Source organism: Gemmatimonas sp. (assembly GCF_031426495.1).
In the GTDB taxonomy this organism is placed as follows: domain Bacteria; phylum Gemmatimonadota; class Gemmatimonadetes; order Gemmatimonadales; family Gemmatimonadaceae; genus Gemmatimonas.
In genome coordinates, this window is record NZ_JANPLK010000027.1 from 46,543 (window position 1) to 73,008 (window position 26,466).

Consider the following 26,466-nt stretch of genomic DNA (forward strand, 5'->3'; position numbering starts at 1 on the left):
GTGGGACGCGTGCTCTCCATCGTGAGCCAAAAGGGTGGCGTCGGGAAGACGACCACCGCCGTGAATCTGGCGGTCGCCTTCGCGCGCCGCGGGCTCAAGACGCTGTTGATTGACGCCGACCCCCAGGGAGCGGTGCGGTATGGCGTCGGCCTGCGCCGGGGACATCCCACGGTCGGGTTCGATGACTATCTGCGCGGCGAGAAAGCGCTGCGCGAAGTAATCCTGCCTACCGCGCTGCCGTGGCTTCGCGTGATTCTCGCCGGCAGTGTCAGCGAGTCGGCGGACCACTCGGACTTTCAGCATCGCGTCGGCGAGAGTACGGTGTTGGCCGATCTGCTCGCCATGGCGCGCGAACGCTGTCACGTGGTCGTGGTCGATACGCCACCGGGACTTGGCGCGATTACCCGACGCGTGCTCGCGGCCAGTCAGCACGTGGTCGTGCCGCTGCAGTGCGAGCCGCTCGCCTTGCAGACGACCCCGCAGATTCTGCGCGCGATCCAGGACGTGATCAGCATCAACGATGAGCTCACGCTCGAAGGGATCCTCCTCACGATGTTCGAGCAGGGGAATCCGGCGTCGGAGCGTGTCGTACACTACGTGCGCGAACATCTTCCACAGCATCTCGTTTTCGACACGCCGATTCCGCGCACGCCCGCCACGGCCGACGCCTTCGCCGCCGGTCAGCCCGTCGTGCTGCGGAATCCGGCCGACGCGGCGAGCCAGGCGTACGTGAACATCGCCACGCGGCTGGCCGAGCGCTTCGCGTGACACCGTCGGTCCGTGCGCGTCGTCGCGCCAGTGCGCTCATCGTCACGGCCGTCATGGCCGCCACCGGCATCGGCACGGCGTGCTCCGAGGTCGGTCTCGGTCCGAACGAAGCGGCGGCCATCGAACTCGATCCATTCCCGTCACCGTCGGTGGTGGTCGGCGACACGCTGCGCAACATCGATGGAGTCGTGACGCCGGTGCGCGCCCGTGTCTTCAACGTGCGCGGCGACGTGATCGACGATGCCGCGCCGCGGTACTTGTACGCCGACTTCAACATCGATTCGGCGCTCGCGATCGATTCCGCCACCGGCGTCGTCGTCGCGAAGAAGCTCGTCTCGGGAGACAAGCGGATTGCGGCACGCATTGGCGGATCGCTGCAAGTATTGCGCGGCATTCGCGTCGTGACCCGCCCAGACTCGGTGGACGGCACGAGCCTCACGGATGTTCTTGGCACCTCCCTGCCGGATACGGGCCGTCGAGGTCTCGATAGCAACTCGACCAAGGCGCTTACCGTCACGGTGCGTCATCTCGAGGCGACGGCGGTTACCGGTGTGCGCTCGTGGCCCGTGCGGTTCGAGTTGCTGAATCCGGTCAATCCGACCAACGACACCACGGCTGCGGCGTATCTGATCGACGATCAGGGACGGGCCAGTACGCTCGACACGACCGATGACAGCGGTGTGGCTGGCCGCCGTGTACGCGTGCGCGCCCTGCGATTTCCGGGCGGCGCCGACACGGAGTCCGTCGTGGTCCGCGCAACTGTGACATACAGGGGGAAGCCGCTCAAGGGATCGCCGGTGCGGATCACGGCCCCCGTTCGACGTGGGTCCGGATCGTCCTGAGGACTCCCGCCAGACGACGTCCGGGGGCAATTTCAGTTCATCCCACCTGGCGTCGCTCCGGTTCGTTGTACCGATGCGCCTCTGCCCTGCCTTTCGCTCCACTCGGAGATGGCGATGACCTCGGTCACGGCTGATTCCCACCCTGCCCTGAACGTGACGATGAACGGCCTGCCGGCCTCGTCACGCTACGCCTCCGGCGGCCCGCGTCCGCCGCACGGCACGATCAACGCGCTGTTCTTCGACGCCGTCGAGCGGTTCGACCGCGTCGATGCACTGAGCACGAAGGTGCGCGGAGTGTGGGAGCCGATGTCTCACCGCACCATCATGGATCGCGTGCGCCGCACGGCGCTCGGCCTCGCCGAGATGGGGATCGTCGCGCAGGATCGTGTGGCAATTCTGTCGGAGAACCGCCCGGAGTGGTTGATCGCGGATTTCGCCTGCATCTGCAGCGCGATCACCGACGTGCCCATTTATCCCACACTCCCCGCCGATCAGCTGCCCTATCTGCTGAACAATTCGGGAGCACGTGCCATCTTCGTATCCAACGCCGATCAGGCACGTAAGGTCGCGTCGATTCGCAGTGAAGTGCCCGGCCTGCAATGGATCATCGGCTTCGCCGCCACCACCGCCGACGGCTGTGATCTCACGCTCGCCGACATCGAAGCCAAGGGTGCCGCGGTCGACAACGCCGAGCGCGCGACCACGTTCAAACGTGACGCGCTGGCGGTGACGCCGGATCAGCTGGTCACGCTGATCTACACGTCGGGCACCACGGGCAATCCGAAGGGCGTGATGCTCACGCAGGACAACCTGTACTCGAACGTCATCGCCACGAAGACGACGCTCCACGTGAGCACGAGCGACCTCGCACTCAGCTTCCTGCCGCTCAGTCATATTTTCGAACGTACCGGCGACTACTTCCTGTTCACGAATGGCGTGCGTATCGCGTATGCCGAGTCGATCGACACGGTGCCGGTCAACATGAGCGAAGTGAAGCCGACGATGATGATGTCGGTGCCGCGACTGTACGAGAAGATCTACGCGCGCGTGGTGGAGAACGCGGTGGCGGGCGGCGCGCTGAAGAAGCGCATTTTCTTCTGGGCCAAGAATGTCGGGGAGAAGTGGGCCGACGAAAAGCTGGCCGGCCGCGAACCCGGCGGACTACTGGCGATGCAATACGGGCTCGCACAGAAGCTCGTGTTCTCGAAGCTCAAGGAACGCACCGGCGGGAACCTGCGCTTCTTCGTGTCCGGCGGCGCGCCACTCTCACCCGACATCGCAAAGTTCTTCTATTCGGCGGGGTTGATCATCCTCGAGGGGTACGGCCTCACGGAGACGTCGCCAGTGATTTCGACGAACACTTTCGAGAATTACCGGCTGGGCAGCGTAGGCCGACCGATCCCCGGCGTGGAAGTGATGATCGCCGCCGATGGCGAAATTCTGTCGCGCGGACCACACATCATGCGCGGCTACTACAACAATCCCGAGGCCACGAAGGACGCCATCAATGACGAGGGATGGTTCCACACGGGCGACATCGGCGAACTGACCGACGGCTTCCTGCGCATCACCGACCGCAAGAAGGACATCATCGTGACGGCGGGCGGCAAGAACATCGCGCCGCAGCCGATCGAAAACATGCTGCGCACCAACAAGTACGTGTCGCAGGCCGTGATGATCGGTGATAAGCGCAAGTTCCCCGTCGTGCTCATCGTGCCGAACTGGGATCAGCTCGAGAAGTGGGCCGCTTCGCAGAGCATCGTGTGGACGAGCCGCGCCGAGTTGCTGGCCATGCCGACGATCAACGCGAAGATAGAGAAGGAAGTGAAGACACAGCTGGCCGGCCTCGCGAGCTACGAGACGCCCAAGAAGATCGCGCTGCTCGAGCACGACTTCAGCGTGGAGCGGGGCGAACTCACGCCGACGCTCAAGGTGAAGCGTCGCGTGGTCGACAAAACCTACAAGCCGCTCATCGACCGTTTGTACGAGGAGTAGCCTTACAGCACCGATTCAGGTGCGCGGCGGCGGAGTTCGATCAGGCCGCTGGCGCGCATGGTCGTTTCCGCGACCCACTCCGAGTCATCACGCGCGAGCTCGCGCATGCCGTCGGGGAGCGGCGCATCGGCTGGTGCGACCAGACGGCCGCCTACACGCAGCGCGCGTGACGCGCTCTCGAGAAAGGCGGGGCTGGCGTGGGCGGCATCGACTGCGATCGCGGCCAGCGACTCCACACCGAGCGGCAGGCGATCGGCGACCATGATGCGTGACGCATCCGCGGTATGGATCGCGGGTGCGCTGTTGATCAACAGCTGCGGTGCTGATACAAACGACGCCAGCACGCCGCTGGCGGCCGCGTACCGACCAACCAACGCTACCGGCAACTGGCTCTCGGCCACACCCAACAGCGCCGCCAGTCGCAGCACCATATCGCTCGTATACGGCTCGGCGGGCACCGCGGGCGTATGCGGTGCGAGCGATGGGGGGCTCGTGAAGTACGCCACGCCGTCGTCGATCCGAAACTCCGCGCCACACACTGGACAGGCCAGTTCGGCAACACGCAACGTCGAGCCGCTGGCCTCGAGGACCATGGCCACCAGCCAGCTTTCTTCGTGGGTGCCGGGACAGCGCAGGGCATCGAGCAGATCGCGTTGCATACCGGAAACTAGCGAAGAAGTGGTTGCTGGTCCGACGCGGGCACGGTCGCTGTGGCCGGCTTGAGATACCGGTCGTACCATCCGGTGAGACGATTGTGCCAGTCGGTAAACTCGGCAGCATTGGTCATGGGAATGCCGTGTCCGCCGTTCGTGTAGTTCACCCACTCCACCGGCTTCCCGAGCCGACGCAGCGCGAAATACATCTCGCGTGTGTTGATCGCCGGCACATTGTGGTCTTCTCCGCCCGTGACAAGCAGCAGCGGCGTCTTGATCCGGTCGGCGAACATCACGGCACTGTGCTGTACGTACTTCTGCGGCTGCTCCCACATCGTGGCGCCGATGCGATCCTGCGTCTTCTCGGCCGCGTTGATGTTGCGCACACCGAGCCGAGGCGAGTCGGTGTAGAAGGACACCAGATCGACCTTGCCCGAAATATTGATCGCCGCCTTGAAGCGATTGGTCTGCGTGATGAGCAGGTTGGTGGCGTAACCACCGTAGCTCGTGCCGTGCACGCCCAGCTTACTGCTATCAGCCACACCCATTTCGATGAGCTTGTTGGCGCTCGCCGTGACGCCCTTCAGCCACGCTTCGCCAGGATAGCCGGTCTCGAACGTGACCGACGGTTTCATCACGGCGTAGCCCCGACTCGCCAGCAGCATCGTGGTGGCATCGAAGCTGTCGTCGAAGAAGTCTTCGTACACACTGAACACGGTGGGGAGGGCGCGCCCGACGCCAGCGGGCAGCGTGAGCACGCCGAACTGCGCTCGGCCGTCCGCGTCGAGGTACTCCACCAGCTGCGTGGTGGGCAGCGCGCGTGAGGCCAACTGGGGATTCGACTCAATGACGCGCTTCGGTCTGAACATCACGGCATCACCAAGCCAGAGGTCCGGCGGACGGCCGTTCTCGCCGATGGTGACGGCCACACGCGCACCATCCGGGCTCAGCTTCGGCGCGCCGTACAATCGACCGTCGCTTACGAGGGTTTCCGTGCGGTTCAGGGCCAGATTCACGCGGAGAAGCGCGCGGTTCCACGTGCTTCGTGACGACATGCTGACCAGCAGACTGCGCCCGTCGCGGCTCCAATCGGCGAGCGTGAAGCGCGGCCCGCGGATAGTGTCGGTGACCGCACCAATCGTGTTGCGCGCGCCGTCCGCGACGCGAACCAGGTGCAGCCCTGTGCGCGATGCAACGACGACATCGCCTCCCGTCGGCGAGAAGCCGACCAGCGTGTAGCGTTCCTCGGCGGTCCGCGCCGTCGAGTCACGCGGTGCCGTGCTGCGCGCGCTGTCGCCGCGCGCACGGGGGGCGGGACCGATCAGCCGGCGGGGCGTGGTGTCGGTGAGACTCGCGACATAGATCGCGCCGTCGCGGCCGAACGCGTACCGCTCGCCATCGGCGGCGTGCAGGAGCGTGACACCACGCATCGAGGCGAATACCACGCGGGCGCTATCGCGTGTGCCATCGCCCACGCGTCGTGCCAGCAGGCGGGATTCATTACTCGGTCCGCCATCGTAGTTCGTCTTGGCGTTCCGGTCTTCTCGCCAACTGATGCGCTGGCCATTGGGCGCGATGTTCCAGCTCGTGATCTGCGACGCGGGGATGAGCGTATCAAGACGGGCCGTGGCGGGTGTCAGTGCCACCACGATGGCGCGGTTGCCGAGCCGGCGCAGCGCGTCCCAGGCGAGAAATGGTTCGGTGCCGACCTGCACCGAAATCGGCCCCCGCACGAGCGAGTCGAAACGCGCCTTTACCTCGGGTAACCACTGCCGTTCGCGGATCGCCAGGACGAGCCGTCCGTCGTCGGTCCATGACAGATCGCTGTTCTCGGCCAAGCGTGCACCGGAGAGCGATTGCACGCGAAGCCGACGGCTGGCGGCATCCCAGATCAAGAGTTGAGGAACAGTGTCTCGGGTGGCGATCGCGAGGCGATCACTCTGCGCCGACCAGGCGAGCGTCCCGATCGTGCGCGGCGAACTGAGGATGGCGGTCGTGTCCCCGGTCGCGGTGTTCAGGAGCAGCAGACGCGAAGGCGCCGGGCGCGTGTAGCTCGGATCGCCATCGCGGGCCGCCACAAACCCCAAGCCATCGCCTCGGCGGGCCAGCCGAACGACCAGCCACTTCCCGTCGGGTGAGTAGTCGCCTGCCGACACCGTACGCGCGTCCAGCAGGTCGGCCGGCGTCAGCGCGGCGGAAGGTACGGTGCGCTGCGCGGCGAGGCGGGAGGGACCTGCGATGGCCGCGAGGGCCAACGCAATACTGGTTGCCGTGGCACGTAGCGCGCGGCGTGCGCGTGCGGAGGGGAAGACGGGCATGAGTCGGTCGGGAAAGTCAAACGGAGGCATTCAGGCGGACGTGCACCGCCTTGAAGCTGTAGCCGCTGGCGACGTTCGGCGAGTCGCCCGCCGGCCGGACCGAGCGGCTCGCGCCTCAGGCCCGACTGAGGCGCAGTTCGTCGACGTTGACGTGCACCGGCCGGGTCACCGCCCACAGCACGGCATCCGCTACGTCCTCGGGTCGCAGCATCGCGGACCGTGGCGGGAAGCCTGGCGTGTTGTCGGGGTCGATGGGATCCCAGATCGGTGTATCCGTGGCCGACGGTGCAATGAGCGTGGCGCGAACCCCGCTGCCGCGCAGCTCTTCGCGCAGTACTTCGTGCAGTGCACGGGCGCCGAACTTGCTGGCCGAATACGCGCCATTGCCGCTGTAGATGCTGCGATCGGCCACCGAGCCGATCGTGATCACGTGGCCGCGTCCGGCCGCCCGCATGTGCGGCACGAAGGCATGCAGAAAGCGAAACGGCGCCAGGAGGTTGGCTTGCAGCGTCTGTTCGAAGCGTGCGGGATCGATGCTCTCGATGGCACCGATCGGAAAGACGCCGGCGTTGTTCACGAGCACCGACGGCCCCTCCCTGCGATGCGCGCGGATGCACTCCACCGCACGCTCCACCGCAGCGGCATCGGTGACGTCGCATGGCACAGCGACGGCGCCGGCGCCGATCTCGGCCGCGACTACATCAAGATCGGCGGCCGACCGGGATATCAGGAACGGTTGCACACCGGCGGCCGCGAGGGTTACGGCCACGGCTCGGCCAATGCCTCGCGACGCGCCGGTTATCACGGCGGACACGCCGTGCAGCATCAGAAGGCGGCCGACGGACCGTGCGCCAGGCGCAAGAACTCGCTGCGCGTTTTCGAGTCGTCACGGAACAGGCCGCGCAGCGACGACGTGATCGTGCGCGAGCTCTGCTTCTCGACGCCGCGCATCATCATGCAGAGGTGCACCGCTTCGATCACGACGCCCACACCCTTGGGCTGCAGCACTTCGTCGAGCGCGTTGGCGATCTGCTCACCGAGGCGCTCCTGTACCTGCAACCGGCGCGCAAATACTTCGACGACGCGCGGGAGCTTGGACAGTCCCACGATCTTGCCGTTGGGGATGTACGCCACGTGCACCTTGCCGAAGAACGGGAGCATGTGATGCTCGCACATCGAATACATCTCGATGTCGCGCACCATCACCATGTTCTCGTGATTCTCCTCGAACATCGCGTCACCGATGACCTGGCGCGCGTCGAGATCGTAGCCGCGCGTGAGCCACGCCATCGATTTCGCGACACGGCTCGGCGTCTTGAGCAACCCATCGCGCATCGGGTCCTCGCCAAGCAGCTCGAGCTGTCGGCGGATGAGCCCTTCGAATTCCACCTGCGTCGCGTCGTCCGTCTCCATGTCGTCGGGATCGACCGTCGCCATGCTTCCGCGCGCCGCCATTGTCGGTCGGATCACGTTTTTACTCCCCCTCGTAGTCGACATAATTATTTTCGGTTTCCCAGAGTCGCAGGCGCACCAGCTTCCCGGGCGCCACGACGGGTTCCAGCACGCGCCACATGCCCACGACCACATTTTCCGTGGTCGGGTTCACGCCCTGCATGTAGGGCACGTCGATGTTGAAGTTGCGGTGGTCGGTGACACCGACCACGTGCCGTTCCACCGTATCGCGCAGCATCCCGAGATCGATCACATAACCGGTGCGCTCGTCGATCGGCCCCTTGACCGACACTTCGAGCGTGTAGTTGTGACCGTGCCAGTTCGGGTTATTGCACTTGCCGAACAGGCGGGTGTTCTCCTCGTCGGAGAGGGCGGGATTGTGAACGCGGTGGGCGGCGTTGAAGCGCAGCAGTCGCGTCGCGGTGACGATAGGCATATCGACCGAACAGCCTAAAAGGGGGAGAGGTTCCATCCCCAAACTCGTACCCCCCGTGCGCCTCGGCAACCGGGTCGGTCCCTGAAAACACGAAAGCCCCGCCGATTGGCAGGGCCTTCGCTAAAGATACGGAACGAAGAGGAGGTCTTGAAGCCCAAAGAATACTGATAAGGTCCTCACCACGCGGTCGCCTTCCCCGCACTGGGGCATGACGTGAACGCAGTCTGTCGGACCTTTTCTTAGGACTTATCGGCTCAAGAGGTAATTCTCTCCGCCCCGCACACTGGTCGAGTATCGACGCCGGAGGGGTCGTACTACACGCCGATATTGTACATGGTGCGCCACGGCGCGCGCAATGCGAGATTACAGGATGGACTTCTACATGCTTGCCGGAATCGTGATGCTCGTCGCATGGGGCGGTATCACCTATACGACCGATGCCCCCGGTTGGATCCATCTGATGCTTACCGGCGGCGTCTTTCTCATTATCTGGCGCATCGTCGTGCGCGATACGCCCTCCGGTCCCGACCAGAAGCGCTAGCGGGCGGTCCTAGATCTCCCAGTTCGAGAGCACCATGCCGTCGACGGGCGGGACCTCGCTCCAGCCGTAGGCGCTCATCCGCAGGTCCGTCCACCGCACGCGCGCACCCAGCGCGACGAGTGTGCGGTACGCATCCGGATAGTCGCCCTGCAATCGAATGGCGACGCGACGTGTCCCCGTGCGCCGCGCCAGATCCGCCAGATTGCCCAGCAACTGCGGCAGACTGCTTCGGCGGGCCAGCACGAGCTTGAGCACGCGCAGCTCTTCCCGCGTCCGACCTTCGACCAGCGGCGCCGTATGGCACACGGCGAAACCGGTGGGCGCGTCGAGCGGCCCCATCAGAATGGTATCGCCCAGCGTTAAGCGGTCGGTGAGTTCGAGCTCACGCGTGAAGTCGTACCCCGGCATCACGCGCATCGTGAGCTCGCGGCAGGCGGCAATCGCGGCTTCTTTCTCGAGTGCGGACAACCGCGACAGGAGCTCGGGCCCCCGCTCCCCCAACGCCGCATCGAGCGTGAGCGTGACCGTGAGATGTCCGGGAACGAAGCCAAGATTCGAGTAGAAGCCGATGTTGTCCATCGTGCGCGGCATCGTCTCGAGTCCGATCACCTTCACCGACTGCTGACGCAGCCACCGCATACCACTCTGCACGATGATCTTGCCGAGTCCGGCGCCCTGGCTGTCAGGGCGGACGCATAGCGGCCCCATCCAGCCCTCGGTGCCCGAGTGATGCACGATGTTGAAGGCGGCAATGCGTCCACGTTCGTCACGCCAGCAGAGCGCACCATCGCCCGCATCCTCGATGGCGTAGCGCCAGATCGCTGGATTCAGCGGCGGCACGCGCACGCCAGTCATACCGTCCTTGCGATACCGCTGGGTGAACGCTTCGGCGAACACCTCGTTGAGCTGTGGGATATCCTCGACGGTGGCCACCATCGGTCCCTCGAGCGGACGGGTGTTACGCCACGTGCGCGACGACACGGTCATGCGTGCACCGGCGACAGCGTATCGCCGCTCGACTCTGCAGCGAGTGCGGCGGTACCGAACGGATCGACACTGTGCGCGCGCGCGCTGGTGCGCACGACACTACATCCGCGTGAATCGTCATACTCGACCATGAGTACGCGATCCAATCCCTCCTGGACCTGCTCGATGTGCGTGATCACGATGACCTGCTCGAATCGGCCGTGAAGGTTTCGGAGTAAATCGACAACATTGGCTCGGCGACCCTCGTCGAGCGAACCGAACACCTCATCGAGAATCAGCAAGGAAAATGCCTGTCCAGCTCTTTCCGCGATCATCTGCGAAATTGCCAGCCGGAGCACGAGATTGCACAAATCTTCCTCGCCGCCCGAAATCACGGGTTTCGGAATCTCGTCTTCCATGATCAAGACGCGGTAGTCCTCGTCAAACTCGAGTTCACGATAGCGTCCGTCGGTAAGCTCGCCGAGGAAGCCGCTGGCGATGGTGGCCAGTTCCGGGCGCAGTTGGAAGTTGAGATCGGTGCGCAGGTCGGTGAGCGCGCGATCGAGCTCGTCATGCAACTGTTTGTCCTTCTCAAGGGCGTCGAGCGTTTCCTGCAGCCTCGCGAGATCGCGCCGGCCCTGCTCGGCGCTATCGAGGGCGGCCCGCGCCCGCTCCGCTTCGCCCGCGGCACTGACCGCATCGAGCTCAGCACGACGGGCTTCGGCGGCGGCGCGCTCGTGGGCGTCACGCACGCGCTGATACGATGTGTCATCCATACCCAACGCGGTGCGTTGACGCTCGAGCTCCACGACCTTCGTACGCGCCGCATCACGCACGACCGATACGCGCAGGCGCTCCGTGCGCGTGACATCCTCGCGCTCCACGAGACCGCCCACACGCGCCGCCTTCGTTTCAAGCTCCTGCAATCGCACCACCTCGTCGCGCAGGGCGCGATGGCGCAGCGCGTCGTAGCCCAGCGGCAGCGCTGCCAATTGTTCGGTGGCTTGCGCGAGTCGCGCGGCGAGCTCGGTACGCGCATCGGCCACCTGCGTGGCCTCGGTGAGCGCGTTCTGAATCTTCAACAACCGACGCTCAGCCGCCGACAGTTCCGCCTGCATGGCACGACGCTGTTCGTCCATCGCCTCAATGGCGGCCGGGACGGCGGTGAGCTGTTCGGCGCGCTGACGGTAGTAGTTTCCATCGATGCGCACGGTCTCGATCTGCTCGTTCAGCAGCTCGAGCACCCCGCGATACGACGCGCCGAGCGGCCGCCCGCAGGTCGGGCACGGCGACTCCTCACCGAGTCCCTCGAGCGTGTCGCGCTGTTCCGACAGCTCCGCATACTGTCCTCGAAGTCCTTCAAGTCGGGTGGCCGCTTCTTGACCATCTCTGGTCCAGGCTTTGCTCTCCGCGTCGAGCGTCCGCTCCGTCTCCGTGAGCGTGCCGCGCAGTGTCGCAAGCTGCAGTTGCGTATCACGCTCCAGCGTCGGCGCCGACTCCAGACGCACGGCGCGCTCGGCAAGCTTGGCATCTTCCTCTGCCACCGTGCGCACCCGCTCCATCAGCGCCTGCCGTCGCGCATCGGCGGCCGCGAGCTGTTCGAGCGACTCCAGTTCCGCGCGCAACGACAGCAGCGGCAGAATCGCCAGCCGCAACGGCGCCAGTTCGTTGTGCGCGAGGGCCACGGCGTCGAGTTCACGATCGAGCCGCTCGACCTCGCGGGCGAAGCTCATTGCTTCGCTCTCGGCCACGCGCAGCTCCGCCAGCAGCTGCTGCATCTGATCGCGCTGCGTCTGCGCATCGAGCCACTGGGGCGCCACGGCGCTCAGCCGGTCGGACGTGCTGACGCGCGCCACCTCGGCTTCGGCGGCACGTGTTCGGGCCACGGCGAGTCGGGCCTCGGCGTCCGCTACACCGCGCCAGATCGCATCGGCGTCGGGCATGCCCTGTTTCAATCCATTGATCTCAGCCATGAGCGCCCGACGCCGTTCGCGCGCAATCTCTTGTGCCCCGCTGATCCGATCGTAGCCCAACACCCGAGAAAGGAATCGCGCCCGCTCCGCCGGACCGAGCGCAGCCATGACATCGAGTTCCTTCTGACCCGTAAAGTAGGTGTGAAAGAATTCCGAGCGCGTCATGCCGAGTCGCCGTTGAAGAAACTCGGTGCTTCCCGATATGGTGCTCGCTACGGGTATGTCACTCCCGTCGAGAAAAACTTCTGCGTTGGTTAAGCCCCGCACGACGCGGTAGGCATGTCCGGCAAGCTCGAACGCCAACTCAACCCGTACTGAGGCGCGCGGCAGCGCCCGCGAGAAACGAATTGAATCACGGGTGCCGCGCGCGGCGGGCGTGCCATACAACGCCCACGCGATCGCTTCCAGCAGCGTCGACTTTCCCGAGCCGTTGGGACCGATGATACCGGTCAGGCCTCGCTCGAATTCGATGCGAGTGTCCGCGTGCTGACGGAAGTTCTGTAATCGAAGGGAAATCAGTCGCATGCGTCAGCCCTCCAGCACAGGGAGGGCAGCCATCGCCGCGTCTTCGGCCTGCTGCAGATACCGCAGGCCGAGCGACACGAGTAGTTCTCGATCGAGACCGGGGGACAATGGACGCTCGTTCAGGCGTTCGGCCACCAGCTCGGGCAAGGTGGCCCGACGACCCGGCGCACCTTCTCCCTTGCCACGGCGGGCCAGCACTTCCGGCCGACGTGCATCGAGATGAAAGTGCATCGCCCGCTTCCGGTACTCGCGGAGCGCCTCGTGATTGAGCTCGCGCGCGATGTGGCGTGCGATGTTGCGCACGGTAACTCGCACCACGCGATCATCGATGCCCCCGATCGCGCTATCCACGCGTGCTCGCAGTGCACTGTCTACGTCCGCGGCACCCATGCCGCTGGCGTCGATCGGTTCGAGATCCAGCAGCGGGCGCGATGGAACTACCGGATGAAATCGATGTGCACCGGTAATCAGGTCGTGCTCGACGAACCCTTTCCCGGCAACAGATCTTTCGCGCTGCTCCTTCAGTTCTCCCCACGGGTTCGAACTTGTATAGTCAATTGACCCGCTGTAAAACACGCGATCAGCTAACTTGCGGTACACGTGATAGTGTCCGAGGGCGACATAGCCCCACTTGTCAGCATTCAGCTCTTTGAGCGGAATCTCGACAGCCGCCCGCTCTGGAGACGCGACGTGCGAGGGGAGCATTCCCTCGATCTCACCGTGGACCAGCAACACGTTGTGCGCGAATCCCTCCGGCGGCGCCATGAGCGGACGGTCTACCCCTGGTGCGTCGGGCACGGCCATTACGCAAAGGGAAAGCTCGGGAAACTTGAATAGCTCCGGCTTGTCATCCGCTACGCTGATGCCGATCTCTCGAAACAATCGCAGAATGCACCCGGCGTCCGCCGTTCGTGGCGCGTCATGATTGCCGGCGACCATAACGATCTTTGTGCTCGGCAGCGCGTCCAGCAGTCGCTGAAACGTCCGATACGCGTGCAGGATCGCCTGGTTTGACGGGCGCACGGTGTGGAACACGTCACCGCCCACGACAATCAGGTCGGGCGCACACTCGATGATCTGGGCCACGGCACGCGACACCGTCGCGGCGACATCAGCCTCGCGCTGGTTGATTCCGGTCGGCGTGAGCCGCTGATACTGGCGGAATCCGAGATGGAGATCGCTGAGGTGGACCAGGCGCATGCTGCAACCTACAGAACGACCCCGCGACCTCAAAGCGCGAGGCCGCACCCGCGCCGGTCAGCGAATGCGAATGCGTTGTACGATGCGCAAGTCGAGCAGCATCGGCCGGGCCGCTTCGGCCGGACCGGGCGTGACCTCGGACTGTACGTCGATGACCGTTCGGGCGTCGACGATCCACGCACGCAGTCGGTCGAGGACCATCGTCCCGCGCACCGTCCCGGCGGTGACCACTCGCGTGCCGGCGGGGAGTTCCCGGGCAGCGCCGTCCCGGCGGAGTTCACCCTCCATCGAGATCCACGCGTTTCGTCCGCCCTGTGTGAGGGAATCGAGGCGGAAGCGGGTGCGTACCACGCCGTCGGTGCGATAGCCACTGAGCGGAAGCGAGGGGAGCACGATGTCGCGCACCCAGCGCTCGCCTACCCGCACCGCGTTCTCGGGCAGCAGCGCGGGCATCGAGGCCAGGGTGGCGCCGAGTTCCATGGCACCCGGCGGGGGATCGCTCACGCGCATGGCGCCGTCGGGCGTTACGCGCACACGGACCTGCCGTCCATCGGCGGGAAGCGGCAGCATTTCAAGGCGGGCCTGTTCGGCGGCGGTCCCGGCCCACATGGCCATCGAATCGGTGGTCGCCAGCAACGTCGTGGACGACAGATCGCTCGCCTCGACCAGTGAGTGCGCGTACATGACCAACTTGGTCACTCGAAGCGAGGCCCGTGCGCGACGCGGTCCGTACTCGGGTGACTTCGACGCGGGCGGCACCGTGCCGCCGGCGCGACGTCCATCGATACCCGCCCCCGAACCTACCGGCGGCACCGAGGATTCCGTCCGGCGTCCGCTCATTTCGATCGTCTGATCCATCTGCAGGCGCAGCATGTCACCCACCCGCGGGCGCACGATGAGCGTGACCCCATCGGGACCCGGCCGCATGGATTGCGCGAACAGCCGTGGCGCGGCGGCAGACGCGCCCGCGAGCACGAGCGTGCAGGACCCGGTCAGCAGGCCGCACGCCCTGGCGAGCAACCATCCGCGGATTCCACTCGGCAACGTCATCCGCCGTATTCGTCGGGCGAGAAGGAGCGGAGTGCGCGCGGGCGGGGCGTCACCGCTTCGACCTCACTCGCCGTTGGACGCGCTCGACGTGTCAGCTCACGCGTGAAGGCGCGCTTCACGTCGTCAGGACGGGTACGGATCACGGCATTGCGCGCGGCGAGCACGACATGCTCGTCGTAGAGCAGAATGGTCTGCTGGACAAACCCGAGTTCAATGGTGTCGTCGAGTCGACGCAGCTCGCGCGTGACGGCTTGCGCCAACGTCGGCTCAGGCGCCTGCGGAAACCGTTCTACGCCCTCGCGCCCGGACATCACCGACGGGCGCGGAAAGCGCACGAATACCGGCTGCGTGAAATGCGGATGGCGCACCATGAGCTGGCCCTTGTCGAGGGTAGCCATACGCGCTTTGATGGCCGGACTCAACACTTGATAGCCCGGTGATGCCAACTCGTCGCCATCCATGCGCCCGTACAGCGCGGTGCCCGCATTCCCCGTCACGCGACGATGCACCTGCGAGCGAAATTGCTGGGCACCGAAGAGCACGAGCCCGAGATACCGGCCACGTTCGGCGATATCGAGCAGCATTTTGCGGACATAGGTATCGGGACCATCGTGAGGCGCATACTTGTTCAGCTCATCGACGAAGACGATGACATGATCGACACCGAGTTCCCGCCGCTCGAGTTGTTCACGCAGCCGGGACACCACACGGGCGAAGACGAGATCCTGCGCGTCTTCCTCCACGTTGGCGACATCGACCACATACACCGCGCGATCCACAAAGCTCCCGAACGGCAGATCGGACACGGCGCCGTCATCGGTGACCAACCCCGCGCAGCGCGTGGACAGATTGGACAACCGGTTCCGGACTTTGCGCACCGTGGCGGCATGGTGTGTGCGCCAGGTATCGCCGTTCGAATCCTCGAGCTTGCGCAGGACATCACGGAACCATGCGTCGAGATCGGCGAACGATTGCACGCGGTGCGTGCGCGTGAAGCCAGGCTCCTCGAAGTCCTTCCCGACGACGCGCTCGCGGATGAAATCGATGAGCGCATCGGCCTTCGCATCGATGTCGTCCTTGTTCAACAACACTTCGGCGAACTGCAGCACCTCACCGAGGCCCCACGTGAGCGGCGACACACTGTCGGCGAGCGCAGGATGCGAGCGCAGCGTGTTCAGCGCGAAGCCGCGGGCGGTGAAGGGCGCGAAGTAGCGCACATCTTGAAACGGCGTGGGCGGCACGCCAAGCATCTCGTACATCTCGAGATCCGCCGGCTCGAGCTTTCCCGGCTGATCGAGAAAGCACAGGTCCGGACCCTTCACGTTGAAGCACACCGCCGCCACGGTACCACGATGGGCCGGGAAATGCGCGAAGATCGATTGCAACAGCCACTCGATCGCACTGGTCTTCGTCGCGAGACCGGACACGCCGGAGATGTTCAGGTGCGCCGCTTCCGGCCCCACGAGAAAGTCGGCGTCGAGGAAGATCGGCGACCGCATGCCGCCGGCCCGATACACACCCACCGGAATGCCAGTCGACGATTCACCAGTGATGTAGCCGTCCATGCGCAGGGCCACGGCGACGTCGGCATCATTGGCGAGATACACCGCACCAAGCGGTACCGGTTGCAACGGTTCCTCAGGGATGTGGCGCAACACCGACGCCGTGTAGAGCCGGATCTCGGTGCGATCGGTGTGCGACAGCGGTCCGTCGTGGGGCCGGCCGTCGTGCCCGAGCACATCGTGCAGCGGCGACTGCAGATCGCTGTAGCTGAAGCCTTCCACCACGACACCGTACACGCGCGGGATCACGTTCTCCACCGGTGTATTGCCTTCGACGCGCACGATCGTGCCGATGCCGATCGGCGCGTCGATGGCCGTCCAGAAATGGAACTCGTGGGGCGTGTTCGGTTTCTTTTCCGTCGCCACGACACGACCGAGCGGCAGCGACACAGCAGCGGGAACAGTGGAAGGCGAGGTCACAGCGTCACGGCGAAGAAGGTCAGTGGCCCACGAGCGCATCGAGATACAGCTCACAGGCATGAATGCCGTAGGTGAGGGTATCCCATCGTGGATCGGGAAGCGAGAGCGGAGCCCGCTCGGCGAGGATGCCGGCGGAGAGACGGTCACAGTGCGCCGTGAGGCGCTCACGCGCGTCGTCGGTGATCGTATCAGTGTCGAGCATGTCCGCCGGCGGAGAAACTTCCACGCGAACCAGTCCGTGCAACGGATCACCACCGGCGGCGGTGCGCAGACGCAGATACCAGCTCGCGACGGCACGGCGCGGACGATGCCCGACGAGGAAGGCCGGCGAACGCTCGGCTTCTCTGAGCGCGAGCACCGACGCCACCTGTTCCGCGGTACCGTACAACGTCGTGTGCGATTTCACGACGCCGAAGGCCGTTGCCCGTTCGTCCACCGCCAGATTGCCCGAAATCCCGCCGTCGATCCACAGCCATCGCGATTCACGGCGGCACCACTCCGCGGCGAGTCGGCGTTCGAGCCCTTCCCGCTCCAGTGCCACCAGATCGAGAGCACGGGCGCGGAGTGCGAAAGGATGCACCGGAATCGCGTCGTCGGTCATCTCGGCGGTGATGTCCACCACGGAGACCCCGCTTTCCATCAGTTGGTTCCACGCGGTTTCGCCGAGCCGGCGGCGCGACACGAACAGCGCGCGACGCACACTGGGCTCGCGCCACGTTTCGAGACGCCGCGCCACGCGGTCGCGGACCGCGGCCGCGACCGACGCATAGATCAGTGGCGACCCGGCGACATAGCCCACGACACGGCTTCGCTGCACGCCGTCGAGAAAGGCGGCGACCAGCGGTTCGGTCGGCACCTCGACCGGCCGCGTGCCGGGCGCCTCCAGCGGCACGCACGGCGCCACGGAAGGTGGGTCACTACGCAGGGCAATGCGCTCGAGCGGCGGGCCGCCTCCCGCCGCCATGAGCGCTCCGTCACCGAAGAGTGCGCGGAGGGAGCGGAGGGCGCCGCGGAGCGAGGCATCGGCCGGTGGGCGTTCGTCTGTCACGAGGGGCACGCTAGCGGGACAGGCGCCCCCAGACAATCAGCACGCGGCGGCTGCCAGGACCGCAGGTGGTGGACTTCGGCGCCCCGGTCCACGAAACTCACCGTGTGACACTTCTCCGATCTTCTGCCATGGCCACCCCGCGACTCTGCGGCGTGGCCCTCCGCGCCCTGCCCCTGGCATTCGCGCTGTTCGGTGCCGGCTGCGACACCACTCAACGGGTCAAGAACGCCCTCAAGGCCGATCAGGGCGATCCGGTGTGGCAGGGCGACAGCACGTTGCTCGCCCCCCACCCGGAAGTGCTGTTCCGCGTGACCCGTGACAGCACCGGTCCGCGTATCGTGCCGCTGGCCACGATGGGACCGCAGGGATTCCGATTGCTCAGCATGAGTGATCGCGGCTGGCGCTCGTTCGACATCGATTATCTCAACGCCGGCAAGTCACTCACGCCGTATCGGGCGGGACGGGCGCTGCCGCCGGTCAGCTCCACCCGCGGCATGTGGGAAGGAGCGCCGCTCGACACGATCCGCGGCTGCTCGGTCATTCTCCCGGGAGCGCTGGCATCGATCCCCGAGGGCGTCGAGTTCTTCACCAATGGGAAGCGACCACCGCTCAAGCCGGTCACCTCGTTGTCGCCGGGAGAATTGCAGACGGCGATCGATGCCATTCCCACGCTCATCGCGCCCGCGGCCGGTATTTCGATGTCGATGCTTCCGCGCTATCGGCGCGAGGTCTACGTCGCCGAAAGCGGGAATGGTCCGCGTCCCACGATCGTCGTGGTCTACGACGACCCTGAAGTCGTGGCGGACAGTGTACGACCGATGGGCGCGCGCCCCCGCCACCTGGTGGTCGTGCTGGACAAGGGAGTGTACGGCTACAAGCCGACGTTCACGTACAGCACGCTCGGCAACAAGCTTTCACCGCCGCGCTATCGGTATCTCGACCACATCGACGTGGACGACGACGGCAAGTCAGAGCTCTTCTTCGGCCTCAAGATCAAAGGCGCCCCGCTGTACACCATCGTGCTGCGCTACGAAGCGGAGGCGTGGCGCGAACTGTTGCGCTACGAACGGCAGCGCTGCCAGGCCTGACCACATCGGGGCCGACTACTCGACCCCGATGTCCCACGCCTGCTCGAGATCATTGCGACTGTAGGCGCGGAACGCCGTGAGGGTTTGCGTCCGGACAATGCCCGGCACTTTGGCAAACTCTTCGGTCACGACGGTCGCGATCCGCTCGAGATCGGGTACGCGCACGATGGCCACGAGATCCCAGGCACCGGATACGGAGTAGACCTCGCTCACGCCTTCGATACCCGCCAGCGCGGTGGCGCACGCGGGAATGGTTTTCGGATCGGCCTGCACCAGCACAATGGTCGTGATCATGATCGCCTCGAAAATCGTGAAAGAGTCGGAGCGCGCGCGAACGCGCCGCCTCAGGTGCCGGTGAAACAGCGGGCGATGCGCGTCACGCCTTCGACTGCCACCGACTCCGTTGTCGCGTAGCTCGCGCGGATCCAATCGGGCGTGAGAAACGCGCTGCCCGGCACGACCGCCACCTGGTACTCCTCGAGCACGGCCGCCGCGAACGCCGCACCGGCGTCGGCGGCCCCGCGGAAGCCGGCCACGTTGATGTACACGTAGAACGCGCCGGCCGGGTGTACGTAGCGGATGGTCGGAAACGCGGCCAGCGCCGCCACCACGGCATCACGGCGCTGCCGGAATTCCTTGACCATGTGGTTCACGGCCTCGTCGGCCTCCTCCTGGCGCGCCAGGGCGGCCAAGGCGGCGTGCTGCGACACGGCCGCCGCGTTCGACGTCGTGTGCGATTGAAACGCCGTCATCGCCTTCGAGACGGCCACCGGCGCGATCGTCCAGCCGATACGCCAGCCGGTCATCGCGTAGGCCTTCGCGACGCCGTTGATCACGATCAGGTTGTCGCGCGTCGTCGCGACTTCGAGCGCCGACTGCGCACCGCCTTCGTAGGCGATCCGCAGGTAGATCTCGTCGGCGAGCACCCACCATCCTTGGTCGGCGGCGAGGTCGAGGATCGCCGTGAGTTCGTCGCGCGTGTACACGGCGCCGGTGGGGTTGCTCGGTGAGTTGAGCATCACGCCCTTCGTGCGCGGCGTCGCGGCGGCCGCCAGCTGATCGGCCGTGACCTTGAGATCGTTGGCGGCGTCGCCGAACACCGGCACAGACACGGCACGCGCCAGTTCCACCATCTCGTAGTAGCTCGTCCACGCCGGCGTCGGAATCAATACCTCATCGCCCGGGCCGAAGCAGCAGACGCAGGCGTTGTAGAGCGACTGCTTGGAGCCGTTGGACACGACGATTTCTGCTGCCGTGATCGGCGTCCCGTGCGCCAGCAATCGGTTGGCATCCGCAGCAATCGCTTCACGCAGCGGCAGAATGCCATCCGTGGCCGTGTAGCGCGTCGCTCCCGCTTCGATCGCCGCCGTCGCGGCCTGCCGGATGAAGGCCGGAGTATCGAAATCGGGTTCGCCGGCGCCAAGGTCGATGATCGCCTGACCGGCAGCCTTGAGCGCCCGGGCCTTGGCGGCCACCGCCAGCGTCGCGGATTCCTTGAGTCGGGCGATGTTGGCGGACGGCTGGAAGACCAGAGACATGATGGAGGCGCGGAACGGAGGTGGATGTCCAAGGCAAACGCGCCGACCCCCTGCAGTTCGGGACCGGAATTGGCTACTTTATCATGCTGGACATGAAGCAATTAAGCGCGACCGTGAAAGGTGCGCTACGCAGGTGCGGTGCGCTACGCAGGTGCGGTGCGCTACGCAGGTGCGCTACGCAGGTGCGGTGCGCTACGCAGGTGCGGTGTGCTACGCAGGTGTGCGCCATAGGGGCGCGACAATCACTGGCCGTTGGGCGGCCAGGCTGACCGACAATCGATGGGGTGGGGCGTGGGCGAGCAAGAACGGGAAGAGACGTCGCCAGGGGCGACGCGGAGCCAGCACGTCGTGCTGCAGGGACCCGCAGATCTGCGGATGATGACTGCCGCCATGCGTCCGGGGATCGAACGCAGCCGGCGAATGCAGGGCGTGGCAGCGCCGGCCTGCCTGGTGATCACCCCCACGGTTGAACAGGCGCTCAGCGCGGCCGAACAGGCGCGCCAACTGTTGGCCGACGACAGCCTGCGCGTCGTGCCCGTCACCTCCGCCACGCGCGCCCGTCGCGTGCTGGCCGCTGGTCCGGTGGCCGTGGTCACCGGCACCGCCGCCGATCTACTCGCGCTGCGCAAGGACGCCGCGATCGACCTGCAGCAACTACAGGTCCTCGTGGTCTTCAGCCTCGACGAGATCCTCACCGACAAGATGGGCGATACGTTGCAGGCGTTGCTCGGCGATTCGCCCGACGACATGATGCGCGTCGGCACCATCGACAGCGAGTCGGAGGAGATCGAGGCGTTCCTCGAAGCGCAGATGCGACGCGCGCGTCGTCTCACGCCGATGCTGGCCGGTGACACTCCGCTCGCGATGACGCCGAGCTTCGTGATCACGTCGGCCTCGGGTCGTGCCGATGCCTTGCGCGCAATTCTCGATGAAGTCGATCCGCCGTCGGTCGTGGTTGTCGCCACGACGGACGCCGGTCAGCGCGAGGCCCACGCGGCCATCACGCGCATCGGCATGGTGGTCGACGGGCTCAACGTGCAGGTCGTGCGGCAGGCCACCTCGCAGCACGTTGCGCTGGTGGTGTTGTGGGAGTCGCCGGTGTCGTACGACGCGCTGGTGGAAGCGCTCGCGGCGCGACCGGTGGACGCCGTGGCCTTGCTGATGGCCGACGAACTCGCCGCGTTCCGTCGGATGACCGCCGGTCTGGCCGAGGCGTGGACGCCGGCCGCCCGCAAGGCGAACGCGGAAAGCCGCGTGCAGGCGTTGCGCGCGGCGCTGCGCACCACGCTCGCGAATTCCGGCGGCACGTCGGCCAGCGAAATGGCGTTGCTGGCGCCGATGCTGGAAACGCATGACTCGCTGGAGATCGCTGCCGCCGCCCTGCGGTTGTACGAAGGGGCCCGCCGCGAGCTGGTCACGGCACGGACCAAGGCCACGATTGCCGGTCCAACCCGCACGCCGCTAGCTGCCGGCCACAAGCCGGACGCGCCGGTCGTGGACGGCAAGCAGCGCGTGTTCCTGGCCGCCGGGAAGCGTGACGGCGTGCGCGTCGGCGACATTGTCGGTGCGGTCGCGAACGAAGCCGGCATCCCGGGCGACCGGATCGGTCAGGTCGAGCTGTTCGAGTCGCACGCGATCGTCGAGCTGAACGCCGAGGACGCGGCCAAGGTGGTTCAGGCGCTGGGTTCCGTCTCGCTGCGCGGTCGTCGACTCAGCGCCCGGATCGACGAGCGCAGCGGAGAAGCCCCGCGCGGTGGGGATCGTGGTGGCGATCGTGGCGCGCGTGGTCCGCGCAGCGAGCGCACGTTCGGCCCGCCGCGTCGTGACGCCGGTGATCGTTCGCCTCGCGGCGGGGATCGTGGCAACGATCGTGGCGACCGTCCGGCCCGCCCGTCGTTCGGTGGTGACCGCGGTCCGCGTCTGGAAGGCCGCGGCGGCCCGCCGCGTGGTGGCAATGACCGTCCGCCGCGTGCCGACGAAGAGCGTCGCGCGTTCGGCGACCGTCCGGTGCGCGAGCGCGCGGAAGGTCGGGAAGAGTGGTCGGAGCGTGGCGCGCGGATGCAGAATGCCAGCCGCAAGCCGCGTCCAAACACCGACGCGAATCCTGAGGGGAATCCTGAAGGGAAACCCGAAGGGAGCCGCGAGAGCTGATCATGAGCGGCAGCTTCCAGGTCTCCGGCGGGTGGATGGAGGTCGTCGCTGGCTCGATGTTCAGCGGCAAGACCGAAGAGCTGTTGCGGCGCGTGCGGCGGGCGACCATCGCCCGCAAGCGCGTGCAGGTCTTCAAGTCGCACCTCGACGACCGGTACGCCGGGCTATGGAATGTCTCCAGCCATGACCGGCGCACCTTCGAGGCGATCCCGGTCGACTCGTCGTCGCAGATTCTGCTGCGTCTCGATCCGATGGCGCAGGTGATTGCCATCGACGAGGCGCAGTTCCTCGACACCGGGATCGTGCAGGTGGCGTCGAGCCTGGCCGATCGCGGCCGGCGGGTCATTCTTGCCGGCATCGACAGTGATTTCCGCGGCGAACCGTTCGGTCCGATGCCGCAGCTCATGGCGGTCGCGGAAATGGTCGACAAGCTGCACGCGATCTGCGTGCTGTGCGGCTCACCGGCCAGTCGCAATCAACGGCTGATCGGCGGCAAGCCTGCGCCATACGACTCGCCCACGATCATGGTGGGCGCGGCCGATTCGTATGAAGCGCGCTGTCGCGCCTGTCACGTCGTGCCCCGTCCCACCGAAGGACAGCAGCAACTGCTGTAGCGGGCTCCGCGCGACGCCTCAGTCGGCCGCGCGCGCGAGGGCCAGCGACATGGCGTCGGCGAGTTGCCCGCTGGTGAATGGCTTGCTCACGAATGGTACGCGTCGCGCGTCGATCGCCGCGCGTGCTCCCGGATTGATGCTGAAACCGCTGACCGCCACCATCGGCATCGACGGGTAGCGGGCGGCAACGGTCTCCATCAACTCGAGGCCGTTCATGCCCGGCATCGTCAGATCGGTGATCAGCACGGAGACGGCGGCGGCGTGCGAGTCCAGGACTTCCAGCGCATGCTGCGCCGACGGTGCCACCACCACCGCGTGTCCCATCTTCACCAGCATCCGCCGACCAAGGTCGAGCAGCATCGGATCGTCGTCGACGAGCAGGATGCTGCGTACGGCGGGTGCGGCGATCGGTGTCAAGGCCGACACGTCGCGAGACACGTCGTGAGACACGTCGTGAGACACGACGTGAGACACGACGTGGGTCGACGACGCCGGGGTCACGCGCGGCTCGGGTACGGGCGCCGCCGGAATGAACAGGCGGAGCGTCGTGCCCTCACCGGCGGCCGAATCGCATTCGATAAAGCCGCGACTCTGGTGCACGAGACCGTGCACGGAGGCGAGTCCCATCCCCTTGCTCGCGCCGAACTCCTGCGTCGAAAAGAACGGCTCGAACAGGTGCGCCTTGAGCTCGTCACCCATGCCAGTACCCGTATCGGCGACGGAGAGCACCGCGTACGGACGCGGGGCGTCCCCGGTCGGTGCCTGTGGATGCCGCGCCAGCACAAGGGCGGTAGCCAAGGACAGCGTGCCGGTCTCCGCCTTGGCGATCATCGACGCGCTCGCATTGTCCACCAGCGTGCGCAGCGCATCGAGCAGGCGCGTGCGATCGATGACGGCGGTGACCGGCGCGGCGCTAACGTCGAGTCGCACGACGATGGACAGGGGCACTTCCTCGCGAATAACCAGCAGCTGATCGCGCAGCAGCTGATTGAGCTCCACCGATTCCGCCCGCAGCATCTGCCGACGTCCAACCGCGAGCAGCCGTCGCGTGAGCTCCTCGGCGCGCTCCGTGGCCCGCTCGATCGCATCGAGATCCTCGGCGTACGGCGAGGTCGGCCCAAAACCGTCTCGCAGAAACCCCGTCGCACCACGAATCACGGTGAGCAGATTGTTGAAGTCGTGCGCGATACCGCCAGCCAGCTGTCCGACCGCTTCAAGTTTCTGCGCCTGACGTAGCCGCTCTTCGGAGCCTCGCGCGTCGGTGACGTCGGTAAAGACCGCCACCGACGCATAGGGCCGCAGTTCGCCCGAGCGGACGAGCGGATCCGCGGTGACGTCGAGCCAGCCAAACGTGCCGTCACCCCGCTGCACGCCCATCAGCGCCCGCGCCTGACTCTGGCCGCTCTGCAGCGCAACGATGGCGGGATGCGTGTCCGCAGGCCACGGCGTTCCGTCTTCACGCACGGCACGCCAGTCGCGATCGACCGGCTTGAGCCCCAGCAGTTGCGCGCCCGTCAATCCGAGAATGCGTTCGGCACTCGGGTTGTAGGCGCGAATCGCACCCGTTTCGTCGTGCAGCACGACGCCTTCCTGCATGCCGGCGATGACGGCGCGGAACCGCGCCTCCGACTCGCGCAACTGTCGTTCGACCCGCACACGATCGGTGGTGTCCTGAATGATGATGTGCAACACGCGACGCCCGGCGATCGCCACCACGCCGATGAATGCCTCGACCTGTCGCAGCTCGCCATTGGCGACGCGATGCTCGCGCGGCACGCGAAGTCCGGTTCCCGTCGCGATGGCCGACGTCGTATCACGCCAGTGATCGAGCGCGACCGCTTCGAGATCCGTCACATACATCGCGCGCATCGTGTCGCGCGGCCAGCCGTAAAACGCCACGGCCGCCGGATTCACGTCGACGATGCGAGCCGTCTCGATATCGGCGAGCAGCTGCACCGCACCATTGTTCTCGAAGAGCTCGCGATGTCGGGCTTCGCTCTCCTCAAGCGCAAGGCGCTCGAGCTGCCGCGGCGTGATGTCACGCGAGGCGATGGCGACAGTATCTTCGCTGACCGGCACGAGCTGGCGCTGCAGCCAGCGCTGCGGCTGCTCGGCCGTGGGTGCGTGCTGTGTCGTTTCCAACGGCTCGCCGGTGATGAGCACGGAGCAGCACTGTTCCCACAAATTCCAGTCACGGCTGTTCGGAAACATCTCCATCAGCGATTGACCGAGGAGCTCCCCACGCGTTCGCTTCACCATGACGGCGGCGCGGGCGTTCACATCGAGAATGTCGAAGCGCTCAATCGTACCGTCGCTGGCGCGGTAGGCGCGGGCGATCACGAAGGCATCGAGGCCAGCCTCGATGACGCCGCGCAATCGGCTCTCCGATTCCCGAAGTGCCTGTGACGCGACCGCCTCGTCGGTGACGTTGCGCGCGAGCCCCAGCAGATGGGTCGCCATCCCGTCGGCGTCGCGAATCGCACTGAGGCGCGTTTCGAAGACGAGACGGCGTGCCTGGAGAGTTACCCCCTCCCGATAGGCAATCGCCGCCCGCGATACGAGCGCTTCCTCGCATCGCGACCGCATCAGCGCGGCCTCTACCGGCGGGAAGACCTCCTCCGGCACGCGTCCCACCAGCTGCGCGGCGTCGGTACCGGTCGCCAGAAGATAGGCTGCGTTGACCGACTCGAAGCGAAACACCCCGGGCGCTTCGACGCGGAGGCTGAACGCCATTTCGTGCATGTGCTGGGTGAGCATCCGGAGTCGCGCTTCTCGTCGCCCCGCCTCGCGCGCCGCGAGCGCCCGCGCCGTGACGTCGCGAAGCTGCACGGTGAGAAAGGGCGTCCCGTCGGTGGCCGTCCCGACCAGCTGCCGAGCCTCCCAGACGCGTTCGCTCGCATCGCCCCCGAGCGAAAACTCGAACGGCGGCGCCGCGTCGTCGGGCCGGGCGACCTCGAGCCACGACGAGAAGGCGCCGTCGCCCAGGTGCTTGGCGCACTGCGTCAGCAGCTGTCCCCGGAGCGCCTCGGGTGGGAAACCAATCACGCCGCCGGCGGCCGCATTCGCGTCGAGAATACGGCCCCGTTCGTCGGTCACGAACAGGGCATCACCCAGGGCCATGGCGGCCGACAGAAGCAACGCAGGGGAGTCGGGAGGGCTGGGGGGCACGAAGCGAACGCGGTCAAATGAGAGCAATCTCGGGCGGCGGCGGCGATGGCGAAGGGGAGAAATGTGTAAGGGCGCAGGGACTACCGTCAGTGGACGAGGGGGCAATCGTGTGACGGATAGTGACCATTGCCCAGCCCGCCGCGTCTTTTGGCTGATGT

The 26,466-nt window shown here is 66.2% G+C and carries 21 protein-coding genes; 7 read left to right on the forward strand and 14 right to left on the reverse strand.

Annotated elements, in window-relative coordinates:
- The 3 genes from RMP10_RS07735 (at position 1) to RMP10_RS07745 (ending at position 3,605) form a co-directional block, all read left to right on the forward strand.
- Positions 1-768 carry a ParA family protein gene (locus tag RMP10_RS07735; protein ID WP_309669294.1) on the forward strand — a complete coding sequence of 256 codons (768 nt, stop codon included), beginning with the start codon at positions 1-3 and terminating at the stop codon, positions 766-768.
- Positions 765-1,610 (forward strand): hypothetical protein, encoded by an 846-nt coding sequence (locus RMP10_RS07740; protein ID WP_310569780.1) that lies wholly within the window; start codon positions 765-767, stop codon positions 1,608-1,610. The genes RMP10_RS07735 and RMP10_RS07740 overlap by 4 nt, the downstream gene beginning before the upstream one ends.
- A gap of 114 nt (positions 1,611-1,724) precedes the next feature.
- Entirely contained in the window at positions 1,725-3,605 is a 1,881-nt protein-coding gene (locus RMP10_RS07745; RefSeq protein WP_310569781.1) for a long-chain fatty acid--CoA ligase, read from the forward strand.
- A gap of 2 nt (positions 3,606-3,607) precedes the next feature.
- Here RMP10_RS07745 and RMP10_RS07750 read toward each other — a convergent pair whose 3' ends face one another.
- The 5 genes from RMP10_RS07750 to RMP10_RS07770 form a co-directional block, all read right to left on the reverse strand.
- Positions 3,608-4,264 (reverse strand): hypothetical protein, encoded by a 657-nt coding sequence (locus RMP10_RS07750; protein WP_310569782.1) that lies wholly within the window; start codon positions 4,262-4,264, stop codon positions 3,608-3,610.
- A gap of 8 nt (positions 4,265-4,272) precedes the next feature.
- Complete coding sequence (locus RMP10_RS07755; RefSeq protein WP_310569783.1) at positions 4,273-6,576, reverse strand: prolyl oligopeptidase family serine peptidase; 2,304 nt, start codon at positions 6,574-6,576, stop codon at positions 4,273-4,275.
- A gap of 115 nt (positions 6,577-6,691) precedes the next feature.
- Positions 6,692-7,402 carry an SDR family oxidoreductase gene (locus RMP10_RS07760; RefSeq protein WP_309669303.1) on the reverse strand — a complete coding sequence of 237 codons (711 nt, stop codon included), beginning with the start codon at positions 7,400-7,402 and terminating at the stop codon, positions 6,692-6,694.
- Positions 7,402-7,989, reverse strand: coding sequence for a GTP cyclohydrolase I FolE (folE, locus tag RMP10_RS07765; protein WP_345785785.1), 588 nt, complete (start codon positions 7,987-7,989; stop codon positions 7,402-7,404). Before folE ends, RMP10_RS07760 begins: the two co-directional genes overlap by 1 nt.
- A 61-nt stretch (positions 7,990-8,050) precedes the next feature.
- Positions 8,051-8,464: a 6-carboxytetrahydropterin synthase gene (locus RMP10_RS07770; protein WP_309669305.1), complete on the reverse strand. Its 414-nt coding sequence runs from the start codon at positions 8,462-8,464 to the stop codon at positions 8,051-8,053.
- Positions 8,465-8,834: 370 nt separating this feature from the next.
- On the opposite strand from RMP10_RS07770, the gene RMP10_RS07775 reads away from it, so the two are divergent.
- The gene (locus RMP10_RS07775; RefSeq protein WP_171225435.1) at positions 8,835-9,005 is read left to right on the forward strand and encodes a hypothetical protein; all 171 of its coding nucleotides are present in this window, start codon (positions 8,835-8,837) and stop codon (positions 9,003-9,005) included.
- A gap of 9 nt (positions 9,006-9,014) precedes the next feature.
- On the opposite strand, the gene RMP10_RS07780 is transcribed toward RMP10_RS07775, so the two are convergent.
- From RMP10_RS07780 to RMP10_RS07805, 6 genes are read right to left on the reverse strand one after another with little or no spacing between them, the layout of a single operon-like run.
- Positions 9,015-9,992 (reverse strand): GNAT family N-acetyltransferase, encoded by a 978-nt coding sequence (locus RMP10_RS07780; protein WP_310569784.1) that lies wholly within the window; start codon positions 9,990-9,992, stop codon positions 9,015-9,017.
- Entirely contained in the window at positions 9,989-12,469 is a 2,481-nt protein-coding gene (locus RMP10_RS07785; protein ID WP_310569785.1) for an SMC family ATPase, read from the reverse strand. The genes RMP10_RS07780 and RMP10_RS07785 overlap by 4 nt, the downstream gene beginning before the upstream one ends.
- A 3-nt stretch (positions 12,470-12,472) precedes the next feature.
- The gene (locus RMP10_RS07790; protein WP_310569786.1) at positions 12,473-13,669 is read right to left on the reverse strand and encodes a DNA repair exonuclease; all 1,197 of its coding nucleotides are present in this window, start codon (positions 13,667-13,669) and stop codon (positions 12,473-12,475) included.
- 57 nt (positions 13,670-13,726) lie between these two features.
- The gene (locus RMP10_RS07795) at positions 13,727-14,719 is read right to left on the reverse strand and encodes a hypothetical protein (RefSeq protein ID WP_310569787.1); all 993 of its coding nucleotides are present in this window, start codon (positions 14,717-14,719) and stop codon (positions 13,727-13,729) included.
- Complete coding sequence (locus RMP10_RS07800) at positions 14,716-16,701, reverse strand: hypothetical protein (RefSeq protein WP_310569788.1); 1,986 nt, start codon at positions 16,699-16,701, stop codon at positions 14,716-14,718. Before RMP10_RS07800 ends, RMP10_RS07795 begins: the two co-directional genes overlap by 4 nt.
- A gap of 19 nt (positions 16,702-16,720) precedes the next feature.
- Positions 16,721-17,749, reverse strand: a complete 1,029-nt coding sequence (locus tag RMP10_RS07805; protein WP_310569789.1) for a hypothetical protein — start codon at positions 17,747-17,749, stop codon at positions 16,721-16,723.
- A 128-nt stretch (positions 17,750-17,877) separates the two neighbouring features.
- On the opposite strand from RMP10_RS07805, the gene RMP10_RS07810 reads away from it, so the two are divergent.
- Complete coding sequence (locus tag RMP10_RS07810; RefSeq protein ID WP_310569790.1) at positions 17,878-18,837, forward strand: hypothetical protein; 960 nt, start codon at positions 17,878-17,880, stop codon at positions 18,835-18,837.
- Between the two features lie 15 nt (positions 18,838-18,852).
- On the opposite strand, the gene RMP10_RS07815 is transcribed toward RMP10_RS07810, so the two are convergent.
- Both RMP10_RS07815 and RMP10_RS07820 read right to left on the reverse strand, forming a co-directional pair.
- Positions 18,853-19,131 carry an Lrp/AsnC ligand binding domain-containing protein gene (locus RMP10_RS07815; protein WP_309670718.1) on the reverse strand — a complete coding sequence of 93 codons (279 nt, stop codon included), beginning with the start codon at positions 19,129-19,131 and terminating at the stop codon, positions 18,853-18,855.
- A gap of 50 nt (positions 19,132-19,181) precedes the next feature.
- Positions 19,182-20,375, reverse strand: a complete 1,194-nt coding sequence (locus RMP10_RS07820; RefSeq protein ID WP_310569791.1) for a pyridoxal phosphate-dependent aminotransferase — start codon at positions 20,373-20,375, stop codon at positions 19,182-19,184.
- A 375-nt stretch (positions 20,376-20,750) separates the two neighbouring features.
- Between RMP10_RS07820 and RMP10_RS07825 the strand changes: the two genes are divergently transcribed.
- Both RMP10_RS07825 and RMP10_RS07830 read left to right on the forward strand, forming a co-directional pair.
- Positions 20,751-22,526 (forward strand): DEAD/DEAH box helicase, encoded by a 1,776-nt coding sequence (locus RMP10_RS07825; RefSeq protein WP_310569792.1) that lies wholly within the window; start codon positions 20,751-20,753, stop codon positions 22,524-22,526.
- Positions 22,527-22,528: 2 nt separating this feature from the next.
- Positions 22,529-23,140, forward strand: a complete 612-nt coding sequence (locus tag RMP10_RS07830) for a thymidine kinase (RefSeq protein ID WP_309670715.1) — start codon at positions 22,529-22,531, stop codon at positions 23,138-23,140.
- Positions 23,141-23,158: 18 nt separating this feature from the next.
- Here the strand turns inward: RMP10_RS07830 and RMP10_RS07835 are convergent, their stop codons facing one another.
- Positions 23,159-26,308, reverse strand: a complete 3,150-nt coding sequence (locus RMP10_RS07835) for a PAS domain S-box protein (protein ID WP_310569793.1) — start codon at positions 26,306-26,308, stop codon at positions 23,159-23,161.
- Positions 26,309-26,466 lie beyond the last annotated feature (158 nt).

Coding starts and splice junctions, on each gene's coding strand:
- RMP10_RS07760 (WP_309669303.1), bottom strand. CDS start 7,402: ATGCTGCACGGCGTGTCCGCCGTGATAACCGGCGCGTCGCGAGGCATT.
- RMP10_RS07775 (WP_171225435.1), top strand. CDS start 8,835: ATGGACTTCTACATGCTTGCCGGAATCGTGATGCTCGTCGCATGGGGC.
- RMP10_RS07785 (WP_310569785.1), bottom strand. CDS start 12,469: ATGCGACTGATTTCCCTTCGATTACAGAACTTCCGTCAGCACGCGGAC.
- folE (WP_345785785.1), bottom strand. CDS start 7,989: ATGGAGACGGACGACGCGACGCAGGTGGAATTCGAAGGGCTCATCCGC.
- RMP10_RS07780 (WP_310569784.1), bottom strand. CDS start 9,992: ATGACCGTGTCGTCGCGCACGTGGCGTAACACCCGTCCGCTCGAGGGA.
- RMP10_RS07815 (WP_309670718.1), bottom strand. CDS start 19,131: ATGATCACGACCATTGTGCTGGTGCAGGCCGATCCGAAAACCATTCCC.
- RMP10_RS07750 (WP_310569782.1), bottom strand. CDS start 4,264: ATGCAACGCGATCTGCTCGATGCCCTGCGCTGTCCCGGCACCCACGAA.
- RMP10_RS07810 (WP_310569790.1), top strand. CDS start 17,878: ATGGCCACCCCGCGACTCTGCGGCGTGGCCCTCCGCGCCCTGCCCCTG.
- RMP10_RS07790 (WP_310569786.1), bottom strand. CDS start 13,669: ATGCGCCTGGTCCACCTCAGCGATCTCCATCTCGGATTCCGCCAGTAT.
- RMP10_RS07825 (WP_310569792.1), top strand. CDS start 20,751: ATGATGACTGCCGCCATGCGTCCGGGGATCGAACGCAGCCGGCGAATG.
- RMP10_RS07795 (WP_310569787.1), bottom strand. CDS start 14,719: ATGACGTTGCCGAGTGGAATCCGCGGATGGTTGCTCGCCAGGGCGTGC.
- RMP10_RS07755 (WP_310569783.1), bottom strand. CDS start 6,576: ATGCCCGTCTTCCCCTCCGCACGCGCACGCCGCGCGCTACGTGCCACG.
- RMP10_RS07820 (WP_310569791.1), bottom strand. CDS start 20,375: ATGTCTCTGGTCTTCCAGCCGTCCGCCAACATCGCCCGACTCAAGGAA.
- RMP10_RS07770 (WP_309669305.1), bottom strand. CDS start 8,464: ATGCCTATCGTCACCGCGACGCGACTGCTGCGCTTCAACGCCGCCCAC.
- RMP10_RS07830 (WP_309670715.1), top strand. CDS start 22,529: ATGAGCGGCAGCTTCCAGGTCTCCGGCGGGTGGATGGAGGTCGTCGCT.
- RMP10_RS07745 (WP_310569781.1), top strand. CDS start 1,725: ATGACCTCGGTCACGGCTGATTCCCACCCTGCCCTGAACGTGACGATG.